This is a genomic window from Thiocystis violascens DSM 198 (assembly GCF_000227745.2).
Taxonomy (GTDB): domain Bacteria; phylum Pseudomonadota; class Gammaproteobacteria; order Chromatiales; family Chromatiaceae; genus Chromatium; species Chromatium violascens.
Genome location: NC_018012.1, coordinates 2,885,795 through 2,905,000, shown reverse-complemented (window position 1 = coordinate 2,905,000; position 19,206 = coordinate 2,885,795). Strand labels below are relative to the sequence as shown.

General features: G+C 62.4%; 16 protein-coding genes, 2 rRNA genes and 4 pseudogenes (1 of these 22 running past the window's edge). 15 read left to right on the top strand and 7 right to left on the bottom strand.

Features of this window, described 5'->3' with window-relative positions; genetic code table 11:
* The 6 genes and pseudogenes from THIVI_RS12855 to THIVI_RS22825 all read left to right on the top strand — a co-directional run.
* Positions 1-2,812: ribosomal RNA gene (locus tag THIVI_RS12855) — 23S ribosomal RNA — on the top strand; it begins 80 nt to the left of the window's first position.
* 87 nt (positions 2,813-2,899) lie between these two features.
* Positions 2,900-3,015 (top strand): 5S ribosomal RNA (gene rrf, locus THIVI_RS12850).
* Positions 3,016-3,214: 199 nt separating this feature from the next.
* Positions 3,215-3,820 (top strand): annotated as a pseudogene (locus THIVI_RS23755) (Mu transposase domain-containing protein); the annotation flags it as partial.
* 56 nt (positions 3,821-3,876) lie between these two features.
* Positions 3,877-4,427 (top strand): annotated as a pseudogene (locus THIVI_RS23750) (ATP-binding protein).
* Positions 4,428-4,487: 60 nt separating this feature from the next.
* Complete coding sequence (locus THIVI_RS25120) at positions 4,488-4,733, top strand: hypothetical protein (RefSeq protein WP_169315575.1); 246 nt, start codon at positions 4,488-4,490, stop codon at positions 4,731-4,733.
* Positions 4,730-6,583, top strand: coding sequence for a toprim domain-containing protein (locus THIVI_RS22825; protein WP_014779013.1), 1,854 nt, complete (start codon positions 4,730-4,732; stop codon positions 6,581-6,583). Before THIVI_RS25120 ends, THIVI_RS22825 begins: the two co-directional genes overlap by 4 nt.
* A gap of 37 nt (positions 6,584-6,620) precedes the next feature.
* Here the strand turns inward: THIVI_RS22825 and THIVI_RS12825 are convergent, their stop codons facing one another.
* Complete coding sequence (locus THIVI_RS12825) at positions 6,621-7,676, bottom strand: transposase (protein ID WP_014777014.1); 1,056 nt, start codon at positions 7,674-7,676, stop codon at positions 6,621-6,623.
* Positions 7,677-7,722: 46 nt separating this feature from the next.
* Here THIVI_RS12825 and THIVI_RS25785 point away from each other — a divergent pair.
* Positions 7,723-8,340, top strand: a pseudogene (locus THIVI_RS25785) (DUF927 domain-containing protein); the annotation flags it as partial.
* A 338-nt stretch (positions 8,341-8,678) separates the two neighbouring features.
* Here THIVI_RS25785 and THIVI_RS23740 read toward each other — a convergent pair.
* Positions 8,679-9,811 (bottom strand): IS630 family transposase gene (locus THIVI_RS23740; RefSeq protein ID WP_086013615.1). Its coding sequence is split into 2 segments (ribosomal slippage): positions 8,679-9,376 and positions 9,376-9,811, totalling 1,134 coding nucleotides; the frame shifts between segments, so codons are not numbered across the junction.
* Between the two features lie 115 nt (positions 9,812-9,926).
* On the opposite strand from THIVI_RS23740, the gene THIVI_RS12810 reads away from it, so the two are divergent.
* From THIVI_RS12810 to THIVI_RS12800, 3 genes are all read left to right on the top strand, one after another.
* Positions 9,927-10,616, top strand: a complete 690-nt coding sequence (locus tag THIVI_RS12810; protein WP_041446983.1) for a hypothetical protein — start codon at positions 9,927-9,929, stop codon at positions 10,614-10,616.
* Between the two features lie 174 nt (positions 10,617-10,790).
* Positions 10,791-11,309, top strand: a complete 519-nt coding sequence (locus THIVI_RS12805; RefSeq protein ID WP_157174444.1) for a hypothetical protein — start codon at positions 10,791-10,793, stop codon at positions 11,307-11,309.
* Between the two features lie 101 nt (positions 11,310-11,410).
* Positions 11,411-11,902 carry a hypothetical protein gene (locus THIVI_RS12800; protein WP_169315574.1) on the top strand — a complete coding sequence of 164 codons (492 nt, stop codon included), beginning with the start codon at positions 11,411-11,413 and terminating at the stop codon, positions 11,900-11,902.
* A gap of 485 nt (positions 11,903-12,387) precedes the next feature.
* Here the strand turns inward: THIVI_RS12800 and THIVI_RS12795 are convergent, their stop codons facing one another.
* A complete protein-coding gene (locus THIVI_RS12795; RefSeq protein WP_014779010.1) occupies positions 12,388-12,606 on the bottom strand; it encodes a hypothetical protein in 219 nt (72 codons plus the stop codon).
* Between the two features lie 48 nt (positions 12,607-12,654).
* On the opposite strand from THIVI_RS12795, the gene THIVI_RS12790 reads away from it, so the two are divergent.
* Together THIVI_RS12790 and THIVI_RS12785 are read left to right on the top strand one after the other, a co-directional pair.
* Positions 12,655-13,077 carry a type II toxin-antitoxin system PemK/MazF family toxin gene (locus THIVI_RS12790; protein WP_014779009.1) on the top strand — a complete coding sequence of 141 codons (423 nt, stop codon included), beginning with the start codon at positions 12,655-12,657 and terminating at the stop codon, positions 13,075-13,077.
* 257 nt (positions 13,078-13,334) lie between these two features.
* On the top strand, positions 13,335-13,664 hold the full coding sequence (locus THIVI_RS12785; protein ID WP_041446981.1) for a hypothetical protein: 330 nt from the start codon (positions 13,335-13,337) through the stop codon (positions 13,662-13,664).
* Positions 13,665-13,705: 41 nt separating this feature from the next.
* Here the strand turns inward: THIVI_RS12785 and THIVI_RS12780 are convergent.
* Positions 13,706-14,161, bottom strand: a pseudogene (locus tag THIVI_RS12780) (ATP-binding protein); the annotation flags it as partial.
* 73 nt (positions 14,162-14,234) lie between these two features.
* On the opposite strand from THIVI_RS12780, the gene THIVI_RS12775 reads away from it, so the two are divergent.
* The gene (locus THIVI_RS12775) at positions 14,235-14,453 is read left to right on the top strand and encodes a hypothetical protein (protein WP_157174430.1); all 219 of its coding nucleotides are present in this window, start codon (positions 14,235-14,237) and stop codon (positions 14,451-14,453) included.
* 279 nt (positions 14,454-14,732) lie between these two features.
* Here the strand turns inward: THIVI_RS12775 and istA are convergent, their stop codons facing one another.
* Positions 14,733-15,431: an IS21 family transposase gene (gene istA / locus THIVI_RS12770; RefSeq protein WP_157174443.1), complete on the bottom strand. Its 699-nt coding sequence runs from the start codon at positions 15,429-15,431 to the stop codon at positions 14,733-14,735.
* Positions 15,432-15,644: 213 nt separating this feature from the next.
* Between istA and THIVI_RS12765 the strand changes: the two genes are divergently transcribed.
* Together THIVI_RS12765 and THIVI_RS12760 are read left to right on the top strand one after the other, a co-directional pair.
* Positions 15,645-15,908: a hypothetical protein gene (locus tag THIVI_RS12765; RefSeq protein WP_014779008.1), complete on the top strand. Its 264-nt coding sequence runs from the start codon at positions 15,645-15,647 to the stop codon at positions 15,906-15,908.
* Positions 15,909-16,660: 752 nt separating this feature from the next.
* Complete coding sequence (locus tag THIVI_RS12760; RefSeq protein WP_014779007.1) at positions 16,661-17,788, top strand: glycosyltransferase; 1,128 nt, start codon at positions 16,661-16,663, stop codon at positions 17,786-17,788.
* Between the two features lie 31 nt (positions 17,789-17,819).
* Here the strand turns inward: THIVI_RS12760 and THIVI_RS12755 are convergent, their stop codons facing one another.
* Positions 17,820-18,263: a tetratricopeptide repeat protein gene (locus tag THIVI_RS12755; protein ID WP_014779006.1), complete on the bottom strand. Its 444-nt coding sequence runs from the start codon at positions 18,261-18,263 to the stop codon at positions 17,820-17,822.
* A gap of 121 nt (positions 18,264-18,384) precedes the next feature.
* Positions 18,385-19,197, bottom strand: coding sequence for an inositol monophosphatase family protein (locus tag THIVI_RS12750; RefSeq protein WP_014779005.1), 813 nt, complete (start codon positions 19,195-19,197; stop codon positions 18,385-18,387).
* Positions 19,198-19,206 lie beyond the last annotated feature (9 nt).

The window sequence follows — 19,206 nt, the reverse complement described above, 5'->3', positions numbered from 1 at the left end:
GGGAGCTGGCAAACAAGCTTTGATCCGAGGATCTCCGAATGGGGAAACCCACTTGGCGCAAGCCAGGTATCACATCCTGAATCCATAGGGATGTGAGGCAAACCCAGGGAACTGAAACATCTCAGTACCTGGAGGAACAGAAATCAACCGAGATTCCCTTAGTAGCGGCGAGCGAACGGGGATTAGCCCTTAAGCATTGTGGATGTTAGTGGAATGACGTGGAAACGTCAGCGACACCGGGTGATAGCCCCGTACACGAAAACTACCGCAGCGTGAAAACGAGTAGGGCGGGACACGTGTTATCCTGTCTGAACATGGGGGGACCATCCTCCAAGGCTAAATACTCCTGACCGACCGATAGTGAACCAGTACCGTGAGGGAAAGGCGAAAAGAACCCCGATCAGGGGAGTGCAATAGAACCTGAAACCGTCTGCGTACAAGCAGTGGGAGCCCCGCAAGGGGTGACTGCGTACCTTTTGTATAATGGGTCAGCGACTTACTTCTCAGTGGCAAGCTTAACCGACTAGGGGAGGCGTAGCGAAAGCGAGTCTGAATAGGGCGTTCAGTCGCTGGGAGTAGACCCGAAACCGGGCGATCTACCCATGGCCAGGGTGAAGGTGGGGTAACACCCACTGGAGGCCCGAACCGGGATCTGTTGAAAAAGATTCGGATGAGCTGTGGGTCGGAGTGAAAGGCTAATCAAGCTCGGAGATAGCTGGTTCTCCCCGAAAGCTATTTAGGTAGCGCCTCGCGAGTTCACTGCCGGGGGTAGAGCACTGTGTCGGCTAGGGGGCCATCCCGGCTTACCAACCCGATGCAAACTCCGAATACCGGCAAGTGCCATCGCGGGAGACAGACGGCGGGTGCTAACGTCCGTCGTCAAAAGGGCAACAACCCAGACCGCCAGCTAAGGTCCCTAAATCATGGCTCAGTGGGAAACGATGTGGGAAGGCCCAGACAGCCAGGAGGTTGGCTTAGAAGCAGCCATCCTTTAAAGAAAGCGTAATAGCTCACTGGTCGAGTCGGCCTGCGCGGAAGATGTACCGGGGCTCAAGCCATGTACCGAAGCTGCGGATGCCAGGCAACTGGCATGGTAGGGGAGCGTTCCGTACGCCGTCGAAGGTGTGCTGTAAGGCATGCTGGAGGTATCGGAAGTGCGAATGCTGACATAAGTAACGACAAGGGGGGTGAGAGTCCCCCCCGCCGAAAGCCCAAGGTTTCCTGCGCAACGTTCATCGGCGCAGGGTGAGTCGGCCCCTAAGGTGAGGCGGAAACGCGTAATCGATGGGAAGCCGGTTAAAATTCCGGCACCAGGCACGACTGCGATGAGGGGACGGAGAAGGCTAGGTCATCCGGGCGTTGGTTGTCCCGGTTCAAGCGTGTAGGCAGAGGGTTTAGGCAAATCCGGACCCTTAATGCCGAGGCGTGACGACGAGTGCCCACGGGCACGAAGTGATCGATGCCACGCTTCCAAGAAAAGCCTCTAAGCTTCAGGTCGTGCGTGACCGTACCCCAAACCGACACAGGTGGGCAGGGTGAGAATCCCCAGGCGCTTGAGAGAACTCGGGTGAAGGAACTAGGCAAAATAGTACCGTAACTTCGGGAGAAGGTACGCCCCAAGTACGTGAAGCCCCTTGCGGGCGGAGCCGAACGGGGTTGCAGTGACCAGGCCGCTGCGACTGTTTATTAAAAACACAGCACTCTGCCAACACGAAAGTGGACGTATAGGGTGTGACGCCTGCCCGGTGCCGGAAGGTTAATTGATGGGGTTATCCGCAAGGAGAAGCTCTTGATCGAAGCCCCGGTAAACGGCGGCCGTAACTATAACGGTCCTAAGGTAGCGAAATTCCTTGTCGGGTAAGTTCCGACCTGCACGAATGGCGTAACGATGGCGGCGCTGTCTCCACCCGAGACTCAGTGAAATTGAATTCTCGGTTAAGATGCCGAGTTCCCGCGGCTAGACGGAAAGACCCCGTGAACCTTTACTATAGCTTTGCACTGGACGTTGAACCGACTTGTGTAGGATAGGTGGGAGGCTGTGAACTTGGGACGCCAGTTCCGAGGGAGCCATCCTTGAAATACCACCCTGGTCTGTTTGACGTTCTAACCTCGCTCCGTCATCCGGAGCAGGGACCGTGCATGGTGGGTAGTTTGACTGGGGCGGTCTCCTCCCAAAGCGTAACGGAGGAGCACGAAGGTACCCTAATCCCGGTCGGAAATCGGGAGTTTAGTGCAAAGGCATAAGGGTGCTTGACTGCGAGACAGACACGTCGAGCAGGTACGAAAGTAGGTCTTAGTGATCCGGTGGTTCTGTATGGAAGGGCCATCGCTCAACGGATAAAAGGTACTCCGGGGATAACAGGCTGATACCGCCCAAGAGTTCATATCGACGGCGGTGTTTGGCACCTCGATGTCGGCTCATCACATCCTGGGGCTGAAGTCGGTCCCAAGGGTATGGCTGTTCGCCATTTAAAGTGGTACGCGAGCTGGGTTTAGAACGTCGTGAGACAGTTCGGTCCCTATCTGCCGTGGGCGTTGGAGACTTGAGGGAAGCTGCTCCTAGTACGAGAGGACCGGAGTGGACGAACCCCTGGTGTTCCGGTTGTCACGCCAGTGGCATTGCCGGGTAGCTACGTTCGGACGGGATAACCGCTGAAAGCATCTAAGCGGGAAGCCCCTCCCAAGATGAGGTCTCCCTAGGCACTCGATGCCTCTGAAGGTCCGTCGAAGACTACGACGTGGATAGGCGGGATGTGGAAGTCCAGTAATGGATGGAGCTAACCCGTACTAATTGACCGTGCGGCTTGACCATATAACACCCAAGCGCGTTGGGTCCGGATTCACAACGATCACGCCAAGTTTCGATGGCCCCGCCCCGGCGGACGCCGTCAACGCTTTCCCTGGCGGCCATAGACCACTGGAACCACCTGATCCCTTCCCGAACTCAGACGTGAAACGGTGGCTCGCCGATGCTAGTGTGGGGCCTCCCCATGCGAACGTAGGTCACCGCCAGGGCCCTCTCCCCAACGCCCCCGTCCTCAAAAAGGTCGGGGGCGTTGCTTTGCGCGCGTAATCCACGCCCATTTGGCCACTGATTCCACGGCCATTTGTTTATCGACGATGCCGGGCAGACAGCGGAGGTCGTCGATCCGGCCAGCGGGGAGATCCGCACCGCGCAGACCTTCGTGGCGGTGCGCAAACCGGGACGACTTGCGCCAAGGCGGAGACCGGGGTGCAGCTCGTCGAGCGCGGGATCCTGGCGGCCCTGCGCCACCAGACCTGCTTCAGCCTAAACGCACTGAACACGGCGATCGCCGCCCTGCTGGAACGGCTCAATCAGCGGCCCTTCAAGAAACTGCCCGGTTCGCGCCGCACGGCCTTCGAGACGATCGATCGTCCGGCGCTGCGCCCGCTCCCCCCGGTCCCTGACGTCTACGCGACCTGCAAACGGGTACGGTTGAACATCGACGCTCACGTCGAGGTCGACGGGCCGTGCCCTACCCCCTGGCGAAGCAGGCGCTGGACGTGCGCCTCGTCGACCACACGGTCGACTGCTTCCACCAGCGCCAGCGCGTGGCCAGCCATGTGCGCTCCGCCCTGAAGGGGCGCCACACCACCGTGGCCGAGCACATGCCCAAAGGCCCATCGCGAGTTCGCCGAATGGCCCCCCGAGCGCCTGGTGCGCTGGGCCGAGAAGCGCGGACCGGCCACTGCCGGGGCCATCGGCCACATCCTCGCCAACCGTGCGCATCCCCAGCCGGGCTTGCGCTCCTGTCTGGGGATCCTGCGCCTAGGCGAGCGTGAGGGTCACGACCATCTTCGTGGTCCGGCCTATTTCCACTGACCCTCACGCCCTCGCAGAGGAGTTGCACACCCCTGCTGCATCACCCCACCCTGGAGAAGCTCCAACAGCGGCGCCTCACCGGCATGTCCGCCGCCCGGCGCGAGCCGTTCGACTGGCCCGAGATCCACACCCTGAGCTTCGAGGAGCGCCGCGGACTGCGCGTGGACCGAGAACTGACCGCACGCGAGGAGCGCCGCCTGCAGACCCGCCTGCGCCGGGCCAAGCTCAAGCACAGCGCCTCTTCGAGGAACGGCGCCTCGCCCATGCCGACGGCGGCTTCCCCAAGCTCATGTGCCGCTTCGCCAACACCGATTTACTGCTGTTGGACGACGGGGGGCTCATGGGGCAGGACGCCGAGGGGCGGCGCGAGCTGCGCGAGGATCGCCACGGGCGGCGTGCCACGCGCATCACCAGCCAGCTTCCGGTTGACCATTGGCACGACTTGATCGGGGATCCCACTCTCGCCGACGCGATCCTCGATCGTCTGGTCCACAACGCCGACCGGATCACCCTCAACGGCGAGTCGATGCGCAAACGCCACGCCCGGACGTTGACGCCGGCCGGATCCGCCGCGTACCAATGACCCGCCTGCGTCGCTTCGCTCCGACTGCCCCGGTCGAATCGCCGTGGAACGGGTGGCCGAATGCCGCTGGAATCGCCGGCCGGATGTTGCTGCAACAGGTGGCCGAATGGCGTGGAATGCGCATTTGTTGAAATTCAGAAAAAAACTAACTTCTTTAGCCCACTGTCAGGAGATCACAGTGGGCGCGGCGCGGTTGATCGGCTCAGTCTCGCCAAGGATGCCTTCTTGAGTCTCGACGAGATCAAGGCGATTGAATTTCACCGATGGATGGGGATGCAGTACGGGATGAAGGAGATGGCACGATGACCGCCACCACCGCCCGCGCACCCCGCCCCAGCAAGGCCGCCATGGAATTCGATAAGCGGTTGCACATGCCCACCCCGCCAGATCCCGAGCTAGACGATCTAGCACCCGAGCTGCCGCCTGTCGCCGCGTACTTCGAGGGCATCGCCGCCGAAGTCGATGAAGGATCGGCGCTGGCGTTCGAGGGCACGCCCGAAGACCTCGCCGTCACCGCAAGGGTCGAGGAACGCAACCAGAGGGCGCGCGAACCACGCACTTGCACCGCCTGTGGTGCGGAGTTCAAGCCGCCGCACAGCGCGCCATCGGCCCCGCTGTGTTTCGACTGCTACGAAGCCCGCAAGCGGGCGCTGGAAGTCTTGCCGCAAACCGTCAAGGGCAAGTGGCTGGACATCCTCCCCGCGCTCGGTGTGGAGCGGGAACGACTCCAAGACGAGCACGGCCCTTGCCCTGGCTGTGGCGGTACGGATCTCTTTCGCTTCGACAACCGCAACGGTTCCGGGAGTTGGGTGTGTGGCGGCGGCGGGGATACGCAGTCGGGCGACGGGTTCGACCTGCTGTCGCATGTGCACGGATGGAGCAAACGAGAAGCCTATCTGGCGGTTGCCGAGCACATGGGAATCGACACCCGGACCCCAGCGCCCGAGCCGCCAACGCCTGAAGAACTCGCCGAGCGCAAGCGGATTGCCGATGAGCAAGCCCGGAAAGCGGCCGAGGATCTGGCCCGCGAGCAAGCCGAAACCGCACGCCGGGCGTTGTCCATCTGGACCGCATCAAGCCCTGCTGACCCCAACCACCCGTACCTCGTCAAGAAGGGCGTCGCGCCAACCGACAAGCTGCTACAGATCGACGCGAACGACGCGGCAATCCTGCTGGGGTATCAGCCCCAAGCAAAAGGCGTGCAACTGAAAGGCCCGCTGCTGGTCGCGCCGATCCAGATCGACGGACGCCCGCATCTGTCGAGTCTCGAACTGATCGACGGCGACGGACGCAAGACCGCGCTCACGGGGCAAGGCACCAAAACAGGCGGGTATTGGGCGGCGCAGTATCTGCCGGACGATCCAGGCGCCGACTTCACACTGCTGATTGGCGAGGGTGTGGCAACCGCGCTATCGGCCAAGGAAGCGAGCGGATACCCCGTGATTGCGGCGCTGTCGGTGTCGAATTTTCCCAAGGTCATTTCTGCCATGCGCGTTCGGTTTCCCCAGGCGAGGATAGTGCTGCTGGCGGATCTGGATAAGGGCACTGGCGAACCGATCACGGCGGCGCTCAAGGCGGCGCGTTCCTTCCGACCGCCGATCCCGTTGGTTGCGCCAGACTTCGGACCCGAGCGACCCGAGGGCGCGACCGACTTCAACGATCTGCACCAGGCGCAAGGTCTGGATGCCGTGCGGATGCAGATTGAGAGGATGGTCGAAACTGCGTCACCCTTTGTATTTTCCGAGGGAACCGAGGGAACCGGGGGAACCTTCAGCAATGGCGCGGGCTACAGCGGTTCCCCCGGCGAAAATCCCCAGGGAACCGAGGGAACCAGCGAGGGAACCGCCAAGACCAAACCCGCCGTTGACCGACCCGGTTTCTCGATTCAGGAAGGGTTCACGGGTTACGGCAAGCCGGGTTTGTGGTGGCACGGACTCAAGGACGAGACGGACATCGACCAATGGATTTGCTCGCCGCTCTATGCCGACGCCCTAGCGCATGGCGAGCGTGACGCGGATTACGGGCTACTGCTGCGGTTCCGCAAATGCCAGCGGGCGCGAACGCGAGTGGACCATGCCCATGCCCATGCACATGCTCAAGGAATCGGGCGAGGAACTGCGCGGGGCTCATCACCTATCAGTTACTCACGGGCATGAAAAGCGGGCAACGGGAGGTCGTTTTGAAGGCACCGCTTCAGACGGCGCAGGCCGCGCGTGAACCACGAGACCAGGCTACGATAGAGTTTCCTGAAGCTCCAATGCGCGGGGTCGTTCTGCGCCTGGACTTTTTTTCGAGTGGTGTCGGATCGTTCAGCCCCTCGTCTCGGCCGGCGCGAACACACCAGTACATGGCCAAGGCCATGATGAGCACCAGTCGCTCCAAACGCTCGGCATGCTGGAGTTGCGAATCCTCCAAGTCGAAGCCCCGGCCCTTGACGTCGGAGAACATCGGTTCGATGGCCCAGCGAGCAGCGTCGTCAAGCACGCTTGCCCGTGTCGGGGCGGCGTCCATGGCAATGATCCACGGCTCGGGGTGGCCATCCTCGTGCAGGATCCCGAGGTTCGTGATCACCCCCTGCGCAAACAGGCGCACACCGGTGAAGTAACGTTCCGTCACCCCGTGTGCCAACGCGCCCGTCGTCGTCTCATCGCCCTGCCCGGTATCCGTTAGCACGTTGCTCTTCAGGCGCAGCCGGTCGCTCCAGCCCCGGGCTTGGAGCCACCCGAACAGGCCCGCCGACGGATAGAACCGGTCCGCCGATAGCAGCACGCGCGCCCCGGACGGCAGCCAGGCCAGGAGCGGCTCCAACACCACCTGCTGGCCCGCGAAGCCGAGATTGGCCGCCCCTTCCTCAGCCCGCCACGCCAGCGGTATCGCGCGATCACCCACCCGCAACGCCACCATCAGCAGCGCCATCCGATCACCCAAATCGGTTTGGTCCAGGCTCAACAACACCGTCTGACCATGGCTGGCCGCCTTCGCCAACTCCGCTCGTGCAAAGGGCTCAATCACCATTCCCGGACCCAACCGCGGATTCTTCAGCAAACGCCTCAGCCATTGCTCGCGCATGTCCTGCCGCTCGGTGTCCAAGGGCAGCAGATTGGCCAACTCCACCGTGTTCGGGGTTTGGCCTTCGATCATCGCCCCGACCGCCAACGCCAGCTTGCTCACCACCGTCTTGCGCAGACGCGGGTGCACCTCGCGCAGCCCGCACGCCACTTCATCAGCCAATCGTTTGACGCTTCCCATGATCCTCAATCACCTCAACATCGACTGAGCGGCAGTTTGCCAGAATGTGATAGGTGATGAGCGGCGCGGGGAACTGCTGAACCTTGGCGTGCGGATTGACCCATCATCGCATCGCCTGCTGAACGCCTACTTGATGAGTCGCTACCCCAAGCGGCGCGTCCTCGCCGCGACCTGTACCGGCTGGCATTCCGGGGGAACCGTGTTCGTCCTGCCGAACCGGATCATCGGGACCGGCGACGTTCGCTATCAATCCGAGCAAGCCGACCATGACGAATTCACCCAGGCCGGGACGTTCGACGGCTGGCGCTCGGAGATCGCGGCGCGCTACGTGGGGAATCCCACGATGCAGTTTGCGGTATCGGCGGCGCTGGCTGGACCGCTGCTAGATCGCGTCCATCGTCCTGGCTGCGGGTTTCACGAGGTCGGGGATTCGAGTACCGGGAAATCAACCCTGTTGATGGCTGGCGCGTCCTGCTGGGGCGGCACTGGCTTTATCCGCACTTGGCGTGCGACCGGCAACGGATTAGAGGGCGTCGCCGCCGCGCTCAACGATACCGTCTTGATTCTGGACGAAATCAGCGAGGCTGACCCGCGCGACCTTGGCGCCATCATCTACGCCATCGGCAACGGCACCGGTAAGAGCCGCGCGGCCCGCACCGGCAAAGCCCGTGAGGTCTGGCGCTGGCGCGTCATCCTACTGTCATCCGGCGAACGCACCTTGACCGCGACCATGGCCGAGGGCGGCAAGCGCGCCAAGGCCGGACAGGAAGCGCGACTACTCGACGTGCCTTGCACCCGGCGCCATGGCGTTTTCGACACGCTGCACGACCTGGCCGATGGGCGAGCCTTCGCCGATGGATTGAAGGCGAGCGCGACCCGTCACTATGGGCACGCGGGACCGGCCTTCATTGAGCGGATGATCGGCGACCCCAGGGACTACGGCGAGACCCTGGCAGACCTCACGGCGCTGGATGACTTCAAGGCCGAGACCGGGCTAGTACCTCATTCCTCATTAAGTTGCGGATATAGGCGTTTGAGCTTGATGCGTGCATTGTCGGTCGTGAACTGCCAGTCGACAACAGCCCCGGAAGCATTGCGGCGATCCTCCCAAGCCTTGGCCTCGCTGCGCAGGGTGTCGATGTTGTCGATGCGCCGATCGAGACACTGCTTGGTGAAGACGCTGAGCTCGATCTCGGCGATGTCGAGCCAGCTGCCGTGTTTGGGGGTGTAGTGGATCTCCAGGCGGTCCAAGAGTCGACGCGCCTCCTGCGGCGGAAAGGCTTTGTACAGCGACGCCGGCGCATGGGTGTTGAGATTGTCCCAAACCAGAACGACCTTTTCAGCCTTAGGGTAATCGACGTCCAGCAGCTCCTTGAGCTCATTGGCGAGATCAAGCGCGGTCTTGGTGGCGCGGACGCTGACCTTGCGCCAGCCAGCCAGTGGCTCGACGATCATGAAGTTGTTGGCGGTGCCGATGCGTTCGTATTCGTAGTCGTAGCGTTGTGCTTGGCCGGGTTGCAGCGGAATCGGCGTGCGGGTTTCGCCGATCAGCTGTGTCGGCTGCTCGTCGAGGCAGATCACCGGGCGCTGCGGATCATCGGGACGGCGATAGACCTCCAGAACGTCTTCCATGCAGGCCACGAACTCGGCATTGTGCTCGGGCGGAATCACCCAGCACGTGCGCAGGTGCGGTTTCAGAACGTTTTTTTGAGCGTACGCATGACGGTTTGCGGCGAGATCGTCTCCACGACCTGCAACTCGACGAGGCTTTCGGCCAAGAGCGTGAGGGTCCAGCGTGCCTGTCCTTCAGGCGGTGCGGAGCAGGCGAGGCGCACCAGTTGTGCCTCGCCGTCCCCGTCCAGAAGTCGTTCACGCGGCGGGTGCTCGCGCTTCTTGCGCTCCAGCGCCGCCTCCAAGCCGGCCTCGACAAAGCGTTGTCGGATGCTGAAGACCGTGCGCGCGCTGCAGTCGAAGGCGTCTGCGGCTTGCGCATCGCTCCAACCGGGCCCACCGGCATCGAGCTTGAGCAGGACGTTCGCATGTTTGATCTTTCGGGCCGCTGCCTTGCCTTTGCCGATCACCTCCGTCAGTGCCGTTCGCTCCTCCTCGGTGAGCCGCACAACATACTTGACCATAGGGAGTCTCTCTTGATAACCAGCCTTAAGAAATACTCCTACGATCATATCTGCGCAAGATTAAGCGGAAAGAGGTACTAGAGGGGCGCGCGGCCAATGCCTTCGCACGGTCGCCATGGCCGGGGAACTGGCGATTGAATGGGGCATCTTGCCCTGGCCGGAAGGGGAAGCACTGGACGCCGCCGCCATCGCCTATACCGCCTGGAAAGAACAGCGGGGCAAAGGGCAAACCGAGACACGCCAAATCCTTCAAGCCATCGCCGATTTCATCGCGCGCCATGGGGATAGTCGGTTTTCCGCGCTGCACCCCAAGAAGGACGACGACCCGACCCCTTACGGCACCTATCCCAAGAAGGATGACGCGACCGTTTATAACCGCGCGGGCTGGTGGAAAGACAACGCCACCGGCGAGTGCGTCTATCTGTTCACGCCTGCCGGGTTGCGGGAAGCGTCCGAAGGTTTCGACGTGCGGCGCGTCCTGGATGCCCTGGACGACAGCGGATGGATTGCCGAGCGCGACACCGGCAAGCGGTCGAAAAAACCAAGGCGCAAGGGCGATCCCAAAGCCTGTACGCCATTGCACCCAAGGAGGGCGAGCAATGAGCCTGCAAGCACTGATCCAGCGGCGCGCGACGAACGCGGTTCCCCCGGATCACCCAGCGAATCCGCATGGGGGAACCGGAAAACCATTTACAGAACAAAGCAGTTCCCCGAGTTCCCCGAGTTCCCCGGGTTCCCCGGAAAAAAACGAAAAGGTAGAGGGAACCGAGCATGGAAGGGATGCCGGAAGCCGTCCACAGAATGAAAATAAACGCCAACGGCGGACTACTCATTTCTCCGAAAATGAGGGAACCAGGGAACCGAAGCCGGCAAAAAATCTCGCCTCTGGCTGATCGAGCATCCAGACGGGCGCACCGTCTCGCATGCCACCAGCACCCCGGACAGCCTGGAAGAGATCCAGGCGAAGTACCCTGGCGCAGTGGTCGCGCCAGAACCCGAGCCGGACGATCCAGCACCCGCATTGCACCCGGCGAACCGGGAACAGGCCCAAGCCTACCTGCGGCATATCGAAGAGGATCACCCCGAAGACATCGTCGCCTTCATGGACGGACTGGCGCGCTATCCCGAGCGGCTGGCGTGGCTCTATCACGAATGCGTGCGGCTGGGGATTGCGACCACCGAGATCGTGGAGTCAATCGGGGATCGGCTGGAGTCGGAGATCTCCCGCGCTGCCGATCCGCTGGTTCAACTGGAGTCGCTGAACAACGCTTTCGGGGACCGTCTTTCATCACTGAAAGCGGCCAACGGCTCCACGCCCGATCAACTGGCCGACATCCGCCGCACCTGTCGCCAGTGTCGCAACCTCGCCCGCAATGGCCGCTGCATGGTGGCTGGACGCGGAGAGCTACCGCTGACAGGTACGCAATACGAACCCGACCAGGATCGTCTGGAGCGTTGCGTGGGATTTTTGCCGACCGCCGATGACCCAAACCAGTGATCAGGAAAAGAACGGTATCCGGGGTTATACGGGCAGCTGTGGGCGATGGATGGGAGAGCAGGACGATGAAATCCTATCGAGACGACAAGCAAATCCTGGCAATGGCGCTGGAAGACGGCTGCTATCAAAGTCTGACGGCTGCACTGAAGCGGATGGACGGCCAGCAATCGGCGATCATCGTCGGGAACCGAATTGATCTGGTCCACGCGACCCCGGGCGACGCGGGCTATAGTTGTTTCGACGCTGAAAACCCGGTTGCCATGGTTGACCTGCTGCTGAAGTTGGCCCCCATCATCGGCCCGATGGACGGCGCGGCGCTCCGGTACAACGAGAACGCACCCAGCCAGCAGGGACGCGCGCATTGCTCGCACCGAAACGAGGCCGCCCCGCCACGGGGCAGGCGCTGGCCGGCGCCGAGCGGCAACGCCGGTATCGTGAGCAACGCCGAGCACGAATTATCGTCACCGATTCGCGTGGTGACGAGAAATCGCCGATGCCTATTTTCGTCACCCGTAACGAGAAATCAGGCAACCCCGAGCATCGTGCGCTGTTCGCCATCCCCCAGGGCGACCCGAGCGACTGCACCGCCTTGATGGTGCGGACCTTGCCCCAAGCCGAGACCATCACCGGCGACCGCGACCGATCCCGCTGCACTGGATCAAGCGGTCGAGGCCGCGACCCGGATCAAGACCCCGGCAAAGCAGCTTGAAGACCGCTATTCTGCCTGGCTGACCCGGCAACCCGGCGCGCATCCGTTAGCGGTCGCGCTCGGTTCGATTGGTATTGCCGACATCGCGCACAAGGCCGACCGTGCGCGGGAGCGGATCACGCGGTACCTGGAAGGTCTCGCCGCCTTCGGAAGCCTCGCCGCCGCCCTGGAGCCGACCCCCGCCGAGGCGATGGTCTTGCGGACGATCCGACTGCCGGACGCTTGGGACGGCTGGTCAACGCTGACACCGGATGCCTTCGCCGCTGGCGTCAACCCGGCGACCCTGACCGAAGCGGTTTCGGAAATCCGATACTGGCAATGGCTGTGTCGGGTTCGAGACGCCATGAGAAAGACCGCGCACTCAGACAGTTATGGTTTCGAGCCGCGCTCCGAGAGCGGTTCGCCGAAGGGTTGTTGCTGACCCTCGCCCCCAGGGACCGCGCCGAAGCTGTCGGTATAGCCGATGCCTTGCAGGATGGACTGATCGACATCGGGAGCGTTGACGATGGCGAGCGACGCGCCGAGATCCTGGATCGCCTGTTGCGGAGTTTGCCGTGAGGGTTCGTGCGTGGGAAAGGGGATCGCCAACCGAATTTGCGGTTACTCTGCATCACCCGCTGGCATCGAGAGGCAGGTATGCCGATTCCATTCCACCCAGGACAAGGCACCATCGTCATCTGTGATTTTGGCGGATTCGTGCCGCCCGAAATGGTGAAACGCCGCCCCGCAGTCGTTGTTTCGCCAAGGCTGCGGAAGCGCAAAGGATTGTGTTCAATCGTGCCGTTGAGCACGACGGCTCCGAATGCTATCGCGCCGTATCACTTCAAGCTGCACATCAATCCGGTTTTGCCGCCACCATACCAAGCGCTGTTCCATTGGGTGAAGGCGGACATGCTCTACACCGTGTCATTCGCGCGGCTGTCATTCCCTTTTGACGGGAAAGACGCAGCTGGGAAACGCAAGTATGTGGTACATGTGATTGATCCTGCTAACCTGCGACAGATCCAGCATTGCATGCTGCGCGCGCTCGGTCTGACCAGCTTGACCGACTACCTTTGAACGCCTAGTATCAAGGCGTCCCCGCTCTGCTTTGGCATCGGGCATAAGTCCTCGCAAGAGGCCGCGACGCACCGGAGATTGCAATCTAGCGCCGTGTCTACAAGCCTCGCCACAAGCGAGGCTTTTGCTTGTCTGGGCATAGGGGATCGCCAAAAACGACCCCCTTCGCGCCCGTTTCGATGATCGAAACACCGCCCTTGTATTATCCGTTGACTCAACGATAATCGAAGCACGATTAACCGTTGATACAACGAAAATTGAACGAACCGAAACCACGCGGACGGCCCAAGACCGGCACGGCGCTGACGCCCGGCGAGCGGTCGCGCCGATTGATCGGCAAGGCGGATGCGGCGCTGCATCCTGATACCGCACTCGGACCCTTGCCCGACTCGGTGTTACTGCTGGCGCTGCCGATGGCCTATCGCGCCAAGTCTGCACCGGCCTTTGCTCGGATCGCGGGCGAACTGTCGCAACGGCTGGGAATAAGCGTTGTTTCAACGGATACCATGTGCATACCGATTAGCGTTGAAACAACGAATATTCAGCCTGCCGAGATTCCTGTGGTGTCAATCACCATCCAAAAATGACCAGGGATCAACATCGAATGTTTTCCCGTTGCTGGGGCATTTCAGGTGGTCTGAGTCGCCTTTTTGCGTTGCTTGAAGCGGTAGGAGTCGTTGCCGGTTTCGAGGATGTCGCCGTGATGGGCGAGGCGATCCAGGAGGGCCGCGGTCATCCTGGCGTCGCCGAAGACCTGTACCCACTCGCCGAAACTGAGGTTGGCGGTAAGGACCAAGGAGGTCTTGTCGTACCGATGGCGGATCAAATGGAACAGCAACGCACCGCCCGATTCGGGGAACGGCAGATACCCGAGCGCGTCGATGATGACGGCATCGATGGGGATGCGTTGTTTGGCGAGAGCGCCGGCTTCGCCGAGGCGTTTTTCCGGTTCCAGCTGGTTGACCAGGTCGACCGCGTGATCGAAGCGAACCCGCTTTCCCCGATGGATCGCGGCGACGCCCAAGGCGGTCGCCAGATGGGTTTTCCCCGTTCCGATGCCCCCGAGCAGGATGAGGTGATGCGCTTGCCATGCGCGCCAGGCCATCGCCATGCCGTCGAGGTGGAGCGCGTTGAGTTTGCTGAGGCGATCAATGGCCATGACGGACCTCCCGCAAGCTGGCGTCGCGCGCGCAATCGGCCAGCGGTTCCGGCGCAGCGTGGGGCTGGAAGGACTCTCAAGCACGGCGGGACGTGTGGGCGCGGCCAGTCGGCGCCTGGCGTTGCTCGCGACCGGGGCGCTGATGACGATGCGCAGGGTCGCGGCGGTGAGGCGCACCGACACCACTTTGCCAGCCCAGACGACGGGGACACTCTAGCGATTGCGATCGACGCTGATCAGGCAAGTGCTGGAGAACTCGCAACGTCTGCTCGACATCGCTATCGAACGGCGCGGTGACGGCCCGCAGCCAGGGCGGCTCGTCGGCAAAACACGCGGCCATGGTCAGGGTCAGCTCGGTGGGGTGTCGACGCCCCGCGAGTTCCTGGCAACGCGTCGCCAACCAGGTATTCGGCGCCGCGCAATCGCTGCACGTCACCCGCGGGGTGAACCGCCATTCACGCACGTTGCCGACCTGATTCTCCGCCTGGCCCTTCTCTCAACCCGATTCCGGCGTGCAGGCGACCGGCTCGAACAGATCGTGATTGGCCAACGTCAGGAAGCGGCGGTTGAACTGGCGATCCTTCCCGGTAAAGATCGCGTCCACCACCGTTTTGAGATTGTCGTAGACCACCCGCTGGGGGGCGCCGCCGAAGCAGGCAAAGGCGCGGACATGGGCATCGAAGACCATCTCCTGGGTCTCGCGCGGATCGGCCACCACGAAGATTGGCCGACTGTCGGTCAGGCGAACGTGCGCCACCTTGTTCGTCTGTACGACGCGGCCCAACTCGACCTCTTCATGGCTCCACTCGCATTGACAGGTCTCCCCCGGCGGAAACGCCAACGGCACGAAGGCTTGCGTGATGGCCGGATGACTGCCACGCCGCACCTGCCAGCGCGTCACAGACCGCTGTACCGGGCCATCGGAGCCTTGGTAACCCTCGACCTGCAAGCCCTCGAACAAGCGTTTCGCCGTGCGCCGCTGACGCCTCGGGAAGCGGGATTCGCGCTCCAGCCACTGTTCCAACTGGGCTTGGAACGCCCCCAGTTTCGGCAAAGGCGGATGCTGGCGGCGGTCGACCGGCTCGGTCAGCGTGGTCAGCGCTTTGCGAGCCGTGGGACGCGAGCGCCGAAGCTCACGGGCAATCGCGCCGATGCTCTCCCCGTCGACAAAATGACGCCGTCGAATGTCGGCCATGAATTCCATCCTGATCACCCCAGGCTGCTCCGGCCAAAAGGCCGACAGGTTGCACCGCTCCGGGGTGGAAAAACTTCAATGTCGATTGCCCCGGATCCCTGGGAAGTTTTCCTGGGTGATTAACAATCGAGAAATCCGCGCGAACCGTGAAACGCTCGCAAGCGTCAACATCAAGGGGGAAATCCCGTGCCAAACGCTGAAACTGTTGCACCCATGCAAGCCGTCATTAGCCCGGAACTGCGCCAAGTCCTAGAGCGGTTTTCCAGCGAATCCATGCCGTTGACGCTGGACACCATGCTGATGGAAGCCAATCAGTGGCGCGGCAATCATCCCCAATTCGCCGAACAAATCGACGCGCTGATTCAGGCGATCATCGATTCCGGGTTGCCTTGTCGAGATGGCCCCAGCGAACCCGGACCCTGCCCCGATCCGCCGCGTGTCTATCGCGTGGTGAACAAGGGCGGCTGGCTGGGTTAAATCACGACGAACCCCGCGTCATGGGGTGATCGACAGCCGGGAGAGACCGGCACTGAACCTGCCAAGTCGGCGGGTTTTTTGTGTCTCACGGGATCGGCGGAGGAATCGGGCGGCGCCGCCCTGGCCGATGACGTTTTGCCATGAGTTTTCTCGGGATGGGGGAGTATTTGCGAATTTAACACGTTCCGTTAGTGAGCGCGCCGGGTACGGATATACACACGGATTTCGGAAAAATTAAATAATAATTTCTCAAAGCATTGAAAATGCCGGGTAGTCTGAACCGACACCGCGCGGTAACGGCTCGGATCGTCCACAAGATCGAAGACGACTCCCAGCCCATCGAAGGTCATCGCCGATGGAAAGCCATCGATCCGCCTGCGTGGTGCAACGTCGGAGCGTTATAAAACAACAAAAGGAGGGGCTGCTACACCCTGAGTCGGGACGCTGGATCGGTTTGTCGCTGCTGACCACGATCACGCCTGCGTGGCGGTTTGGTTTGTGCTGGCGGCGCCAAACAGGTAAAAAGGCCGCATCAGTGGGGGCGGTTTTATTTTCGTGCCCATAATTATTCCTAACGCCATTTTTTGACCGTTCGCGTTTCCTAGAAAAGCAAATGGTTACGTGGCTTCACTCTATTCTGCATTGGGTCGATTTTGCCAAGCGGTACGCCTCTTTCTTCGCAAACCTTATGCAGGCCGTGGCGCAGGTTTGCGAATGCCGTGCGGTCGTTGTCCTGAGTCGGTCTCGCGTTCATGCCCGATCCAAATCGTATCGCCTGTTTTTTCTCGACCTCCGGGCACAGCGGTGTGGACCGGGCCGCGGAGCACCTGATCCCGGCACTGGCGCGTCGCGGCTATCGCGTGGATTTGCTCAAGGTTCGCGAGCACGGTCCAAATCTGGACGAGATTCCGGACGGCGTCACCCTGATCGACCTGGGTTCGCGCCATACCCTGAGCTGTCTACCCGCCGTCATCCGCTATTTGCGTCGCAACAGACCGGCCGTGATGCTCTCGGACAAGGACAAGGTCAACCGCGTGGCGCTGTTCGCGCGCGCCATGGCCCGCGTGCCGACGCGCCTGGTCCTGCGCTCCGGGACGACGATCTCGATCGACCTCGCGACGCGTGGCGTGCTGGAGCGCTGGATCCAGCGTCACTCCATGGGTTGGCTCTATCCATTCGCGGAACAGGTGATCGTCGCCAGTGCCGGGGTCGCCGACGACATGGCCGATTACACGGGGCTGGCGCGCGCTCGGATCCGCGTGGTACCGCCGCCCGTCATCCCGGCAAGCCTGTTCGAGTCGGAGTTGCCGCGTCCCGAACATCCCTGGTTTGGACAACCCGGCACGCCGCTGATCCTGAGCGCCGGGGAGCTTTGCAGCCGCAAGGATTTCGCGACCCTGCTGCGGGCCTTCGCCCGCGTCCGCGCCGAGCGCCCCTGCAGACTGATGATCCTGGGCAAAGGCGCCGCCCGCGAACGCTTACTGAGGTTGGCCGAGGAATTGGGCATCGCCGCGGACGTCGCGCTGCCGGGTTATGTCTCGAACGCCTATGCCTATATGGCCCACGCCAACCTGTTTGTCTTCACCTCGCGTTGGGAAGGATTGGGCTTCGTGCTGATCGAGGCGCTGGCTGTCGGCACGCCGGTCGTCTCGACGGATTGCCCGAGCGGCCCGCGCGAGATTCTTGGCGCCGGGCGCTTCGGGCCACTGGTTCCGGTTGGCGATGACGTGGCCCTCGCGCGGGCGATGATGGCCACCCTGGAGCAGCCGCTCGCGAAGCCGATTCTGCAACAAGCGGCGAAACCCTATGAAATCGAGGCCAGCACGAGTGCCTATCTGACGGCGATGGGACTGGCCGAAAGATCATCTCATCGATCATGAGGTGCGAGTCTCGTTCACGTTCATCGCCCGCTCAGCGCTCGTCGAATCCCGCTAGCCGATAGAGCCGGTTGGCCTCTTCCTGATCTTTCTCCACGCCGTGGCCCTCTTCGTACATCAGCGCCAGCGTCGTGAGCGATCCGACGAGCCCTTGCTCGGCGGCTTTCTTGAACCATTCGATGGCCTTGGCCGGATTTTTGTCGGTGCATTCGCCCTGCATGTACATGAAGGCCAGACCATGCTGCGCAAGCCCGAGACCCGCCGTGGCGGCGGACTTCATGTAACTGTAGGCCAGCAGCGGATTCGGCAGCATGCCAAGCCCGTTCTGGGCCATGATCGCCATCCGGTACTGCGCCTCCACATTGCCTTGCTCGGCGAGCGGAGACAGCAGGCCCGTGGCCCGCGAGAACTGCTTGGACTCGAAGGCGGCGATGCCGCTGGAGAGATCCATGTCGAGACCGCTGGGGTCGTGACTCATCGGGAAATACCTCGGGTTGAAGCGGGAGGACGGCAGAGGCGCCGCCGGACGTATTCGGTTCAAGCGAAACTGAGGGCAGCGGCGGACGAATCAACCTGATGGCGAGGGCGCGGATGACGAGTCAGGCCGCCTTCAACGGCAGATCGACGAAGGTCAGCCAGCGCTCCAACAGGTCTTCATTGGCGGCGGCGATGGCGAGCTGGGATTCCAGCGTCAGCCCTGCGCTCGGCGTGACGCCGTCCCGGCGATACTGACGCGAGGCCGCGCCAGCCTCGTCCGCGATCAGACGCCCCGCCGCATAATCCCAGAGTCGCTGACCGCCATGCAGATAGAGCTGAAAGCGTCCGGACGCCAGCCAGCACCAGTCCAAGGCCACCGATCCGAGATTGCGTTGCGAACGGAACCCGCCGGGGCGAAAGAGCGCGACCAGCGATTGGGGTGGCAGCCGCTTGAGATCGATCATGGCCAGACAGTCGCCCAGTTCCGGGCCGGAGGCGAAGGGTCGGATCGGCTCGCCGTTGAGACAGGCGCCCTGCCCTCGGGCGGCGGTGAAACACTCGTCGCGCACCGGATCGAGGATCGCCCCCAGCACCGCCTGGCCCTGCTCGATCAGGGCCAGCGAGATCGAGAATCCGGGATAACCGCTGGCATAGTTGCTGGTGCCGTCCAGCGGGTCGAGCACCCAGACGCCACGCTCGGCGGCGGCGAGCAGACGCTCCTGTTCGGATTCGCGCATCTCCTCCCCCAGCAAGGGGATCGCGGGAAAGGCGCGCGCGAGGGCCGCTGCGAGATGGGTCTGCGCCGCCAGATCCGCCGCCGTGACCAGACTGCCATCGGCCTTGCTGTCGACGCGCGTGCGGTGCCAGCGCGGCATGATTTCGGTCGCGGCGGTTTCGCGCAGCAGCCGCGCCAGCAGAGTGAGTTCGGGGTTCATCGTGTCGGG